Source organism: Embleya sp. NPDC001921 (assembly GCF_053594475.1).
On record NZ_JBSFEO010000132.1, the window covers coordinates 1 to 4,229 of the forward strand.

6 protein-coding genes and 2 pseudogenes are annotated in these 4,229 nt (G+C 70.2%); all 8 read right to left on the bottom strand.

Annotation, left to right across the window (positions count from 1 at the left end):
- Window positions 1-284 (bottom strand): annotated as a pseudogene (locus tag ACWCPW_RS51635) (terminase large subunit); the annotation flags it as partial.
- On the bottom strand, window positions 253-714 hold the full coding sequence (locus tag ACWCPW_RS51640; protein WP_449768624.1) for a phage terminase small subunit P27 family: 462 nt from the start codon (window positions 712-714) through the stop codon (window positions 253-255). The gene ACWCPW_RS51640 and the pseudogene ACWCPW_RS51635, both read right to left, overlap by 32 nt.
- Window positions 715-902: 188 nt before the next feature.
- The gene (locus ACWCPW_RS51645; RefSeq protein WP_449768625.1) at window positions 903-1,262 is read right to left on the bottom strand and encodes an HNH endonuclease; all 360 of its coding nucleotides are present in this window, start codon (window positions 1,260-1,262) and stop codon (window positions 903-905) included.
- Window positions 1,263-1,385: 123 nt separating this feature from the next.
- Window positions 1,386-1,721 (bottom strand): hypothetical protein, encoded by a 336-nt coding sequence (locus tag ACWCPW_RS51650; RefSeq protein ID WP_449768626.1) that lies wholly within the window; start codon window positions 1,719-1,721, stop codon window positions 1,386-1,388.
- Window positions 1,722-1,732: 11 nt separating this feature from the next.
- Entirely contained in the window at window positions 1,733-2,005 is a 273-nt protein-coding gene (locus tag ACWCPW_RS51655; RefSeq protein ID WP_449768627.1) for a hypothetical protein, read from the bottom strand.
- 10 nt (window positions 2,006-2,015) lie between these two features.
- On the bottom strand, window positions 2,016-3,050 hold the full coding sequence (locus tag ACWCPW_RS51660; RefSeq protein WP_449768628.1) for a DUF4082 domain-containing protein: 1,035 nt from the start codon (window positions 3,048-3,050) through the stop codon (window positions 2,016-2,018).
- A 13-nt stretch (window positions 3,051-3,063) separates the two neighbouring features.
- Entirely contained in the window at window positions 3,064-3,576 is a 513-nt protein-coding gene (locus tag ACWCPW_RS51665) for a hypothetical protein (protein WP_449768629.1), read from the bottom strand.
- Window positions 3,577-3,932: 356 nt separating this feature from the next.
- Window positions 3,933-4,229: pseudogene (locus tag ACWCPW_RS51670) on the bottom strand (hypothetical protein); the annotation flags it as partial.

Below are 4,229 nucleotides of genomic sequence, written 5' to 3' on the forward strand. Positions count from 1 at the left end.
CCGAACACCGGCGCCAGGATGTACGCCACCTGCCACGGATCCGGCTTGAGCGGCTGCCCCGCCCACTGACCCTGCGTGTGCCGCAGCAGCCCGAAGGCCTTCAGCACCTTGTCGACCCGATCCGGGTCGAACACCGCCCCCGGCGCCTCGCCGGGCGACGGAGTCTGCACCGCGGGCGGGCAGTCCGGGAGCGGGATGCCCCGCTCCTCCAGATACCAGGCGACCTCGGGTGAGATCTTCAGGCGCTTCAGGTCAGGCGAACGGGTTGCTGTCTTCGTCGCCATCGTCCGGCCCCTTCGACAACCGCGCCTCGGCCGAAGGCGTCAACCCGAACTCCCCGGCCCACGACCGCAGATCCTTCGACGCCGCCTCGATCACCGCGACCGCCGGATGCCGCACCCGCCCCTGCGAGTTGGTCGACAACACCGACCCGTCCTCCGCCATCTCCCGCTGGGCCTGCACCAGGCGATCCCACGTCAGGCAGTACGCCACCAGCGCCGCCCGGTCCGCGGGCTTCAGCAACTCCAACCGCGCCAGCTCCGGCACCACCCGGTCCCACTCCGCCCGAGCCTCATCCGGCAACCACTCCGGAGCCTCCGGCGGCAGCCGACGAAACGCCGGAGGCGGAGCCACCACACGCCCACCCGAGTCACGGCCGGGCGCACGCCCCTTGATCAGCTTGAGCCCGGCGGGCTGGGGCTTCGGAGAGGCCACGGGACACCTCCTGGAGGGCAGGCGCGGCGGGCCCGGGGCCCGAGGGGGGTCCCCCGGCTGAGCGTGCGAAAGTTCCGTTAACCGCGCCGCTGTCTTTTTCGAAAATCTCCGTGATTCGAACTCCCATTCCCGGAGAATTTTCCGAGAGAAAATCTCGGAAGATCTTCCTGGAAGGAAATCCGGAGGATTCAGATCTCTTCGTTTCGGATCTTCTTCAGCTTCCTGGCCTGCGCGTTGTCTGCTCGTGTCTTGGCTTCGTGGCATGTGGTGCACAGGCTTTGCATGTTGTCGGGGTCCCACTTGGAGCCGCCTCGGGAGAGCGGCACGATGTGGTCGACTTCGACGGCTTTGGTGCCGCAGTGTCGGCAGAGCCATTCGCGGTGGAGTTGTTGTGTTCTGGCTGTGCGCCATTTGCTGGTGGAGCCTTTGCCCCAGGCTTTGGAGCGTTGTTGCCAGGGTGGGCGTTGGTGGTCGGCGCAGCGTCCGCGGGTGGTGGCCATCTCGTGGCAGCCCTGTTCGCCGCAGCGGGTGGGTGGCGCGGTGGGCATGGGCCTGTGCCTCCTGCCGGGTCGGGTGGGCCGCCCGGGTGCGGCGTCCGCTCGTCCGCAGGGACGGGGGTGGGGTGCACCCCGGGGTGGGGGTGAGGGTGGGAAGTACTTCGCCCCCAGGGGTCAGCGCTCGGAGAGCGTCTCTGCCAAGAGGGTGACCTCGGCGTGGGAGACGTTGATCTGGAGAACCTTGCTGTAGAAGTCCGTCGGCCAGGGGCCGTAGCTGCGTTCGGCGCCGGCGGCGAGGGTGAAGGTCTTCGCCGGCGGCGTCTCGCCGTCGGTCAGCTTGGTGATGACGAAGCTGACGGTGCGGCTTGTGGCTCCGGTGTTCTTGACGACGACCTTGGTGCGTCCGTTGTTGACGACAGAGTGACCGTTGGTCGCATCTCCGGGGATGGGGGTTGCGGTAGCGACGCCGGCGCGGGTGACGGTGGTGACGGGTACGTTGACGCGGGCCACGGCGGGCCTCCTTAGGTGATGACGACGAGGCCGGTGGTCTCGGTGATGGTCTCGGGGGCTGCTGTGATCTCGACCCAGAGCTTGTGGGTGCCGAGGGTGAGGGCGTGTCCGTCGGGTCCGACGAGGAATCGGGCGGTGGTGTCGACGATTTCGGCGGTGTGCCAGTCGCCGGTGGTGGGTCTGCCGCCGCTGGTGAAGGCGAACCGGGCGGCGGTGGCCGCCGCCGTGTCGGGGCCGGTGAGGTCGCACTTGATCCATTGGGTGGACAGGACGGACATCTCCACGGCGACCCCCTCAGGTGTGCGGTGGGCCGATGCGCCAGGACGTGTGGGGCGGGCCGATGCGGATGTCGCGGTCGGCGCCCGGGGTGTCGAGGTGTTCGGTGGTGTCGTCGGTGAGGCCGAGGGTGTCGAGGACGGTGACCGCCAGGGCTCTGCCGAGGGTGGCGGTGACGCTGTCGGTGAGGCCGAGGGTGTCGGTTGCGGCACGGTCGGTGTCGAGCAGGGCCGTGGCGGTGTCGGCCAGGCCGAGGAGTTCGGCCGGTCCGCGGCTCGCGTCGACCTGGGCCGCGGCAATGTCGGTGAGGCCGAGCGGGTCGGTCGGGGTGGTGACGCGGTCGATGGTCGCGGTCGCCTGGTCCGTCAGGCCGAGCGTCTCGCCGGGCACGCGTGCGGTGTCGACGGTGGTGGTGGCCTGGTCGACGAGGCCGATGGTGTCGGTGGATGTGCGGGCCGCGTCGAGGGCGCGGGCGGCGGTGTCGGTGAGGCCGAGCAACTCGCCGGGCGTGGCGGTGTAGTCGGTGCCGCCGGGGTTGACGTCGGACACGGTGACGTCCGACCAGTAGCAGCCGCCGTTGAAGGTCCCGGTCGGGGCGGCGATGGCGCCGGCTTCGGTGAAGCGGCCGTTGCCGATCGGCGCGGATGAGACCGCGGCGGCGGACGGCGCGGTCAGGATGCCGTTGGTGATGCCGGACGCGCCGGGCCCGGAGGCGAAGTACGCGCCCGTGCCCGCATATCGGTCGGTGTGACGGATGACGACGATGTAGCGCACGCCCGCGGTGAGTTGTACGGGCGCGGCCAGGGTGGCCGTGTGCCAGCCGGTTCCACTCAGCGTGAAGCTCACGGCCGTGCCTGGGACTTGACTGCCGGAGACGACTGCGTAGATGGCGCCGGTGACGGGGCCGACCTCGGACAATGTCGCGCGCCAGAAGTGGAGGTCGGTAGCCCATCCGGTGGCGCTGAGGACGATCTCGGTGCCGAGGTTGATCGCGTTGGTGGCCTCGTCGGTCGGGTTGCCGTTGGTCGCTGGCCAGAGGCGGTAGGTGGCCACTGTGGCCTCCTACTCAGGCGCCGAGGAGGTCGTGCTGCCAGGTCACGGTGAGGGTGTCGCCGGCGCCTTTGCTGCCGATGCCGGTGAGGAGGACGCGTGCGATGGTGGCGGCGGCCAGCGAAGTGGCGTCGGTCAGGGTCTCGTTGACGAGCACGGCCTCGGTGACGGGGCTGGCGGTGGTGGCCTTGCCTGCGGCCCAGATGGCGCGCCAGGTGATGCGGCGCGAGGCTGTGGCGAGGGACGACTGGGGGTAGGTCGCGGCGATGGCCTGGTGCGAGTCGGTCAGGTACGTCGCGAGCGCGGCACCGCCGCCGGTCTTGGCCGGGGTCGTCGAGCCGGTGCCGAGCTTCATGCCGGTGACCTGGGCCGGCGGGCTGCCGATTCCGGCGGCGCGCTCCATGTAGTACTGGTCTCCGACCTGGGTGACCAGGTTCTCGGTCTTGCAGTAGCCGATGCGCCGGCCGTCGGGGTCGAGGAGTTCGGCGATGACGAGGCTGCGGATGCGGACGAGGGATCGGTGGTCCACGGGGCCCTCCTCCGGGCATGGGTGAACGCCCGGCACCGTGTGGTGTCGGGGTTTTGGTGTTGGTGCCGCGGGCGGGATTCGAACCCGCGTCCTCCGGCTGGATAGTCGCCGGCGAGCTGACCTGGCTGCTCTACCGCGGGTCGGGGAGCGCCGCCGTTCCGGATTCGAACCGGTGCCGGCCGGCACGGGCGATAGCCATCGCCTGTCGGCGGCGTCCCTGCTTGGGTCCGGCGTGGGCCGGGTTGTTGGTGGGGCCGGAGCGTTGCTCGACGGCCCCACCTACGTCCCGACGCCGCCCGCGTCGGGGTGTGACAGAGGCCCCGAACTGGGGAACGGGGCCTCTGGTTTGTGGGGTGTCAGTACTGCGGGCAGATGTGCTTGCGGACTGCGACGAGGATCTTCTCGGACTTGGTGGGGCCGAAGCCGTCGGGGTTCGCGGGGCCGGTGAAGCGCTTGGTGGTGAGTTCGACGAGCTTGGCCTTGTCGTCGGGGGTGGCCTTGACGGAGGCGCATTGGTCGCGGCCTCGGCTGACGGCTTTGTCGGTCTTGCCGTCGACGATGGCGGGGTCGATGGCGTCGAGGTCGGCGATGTAGGCCGCGGTGGTGGCCGCGTCGGGTTTGGCGACGGGGCCTTCGATGGCGGCTTTGGTGGC

Excerpts from the sequence above, each read along its gene's own strand:
- ACWCPW_RS51645 (WP_449768625.1), bottom strand. The coding sequence starts at position 1,262 with ATGCCCACCGCGCCACCCACCCGCTGCGGCGAACAGGGCTGCCACGAG.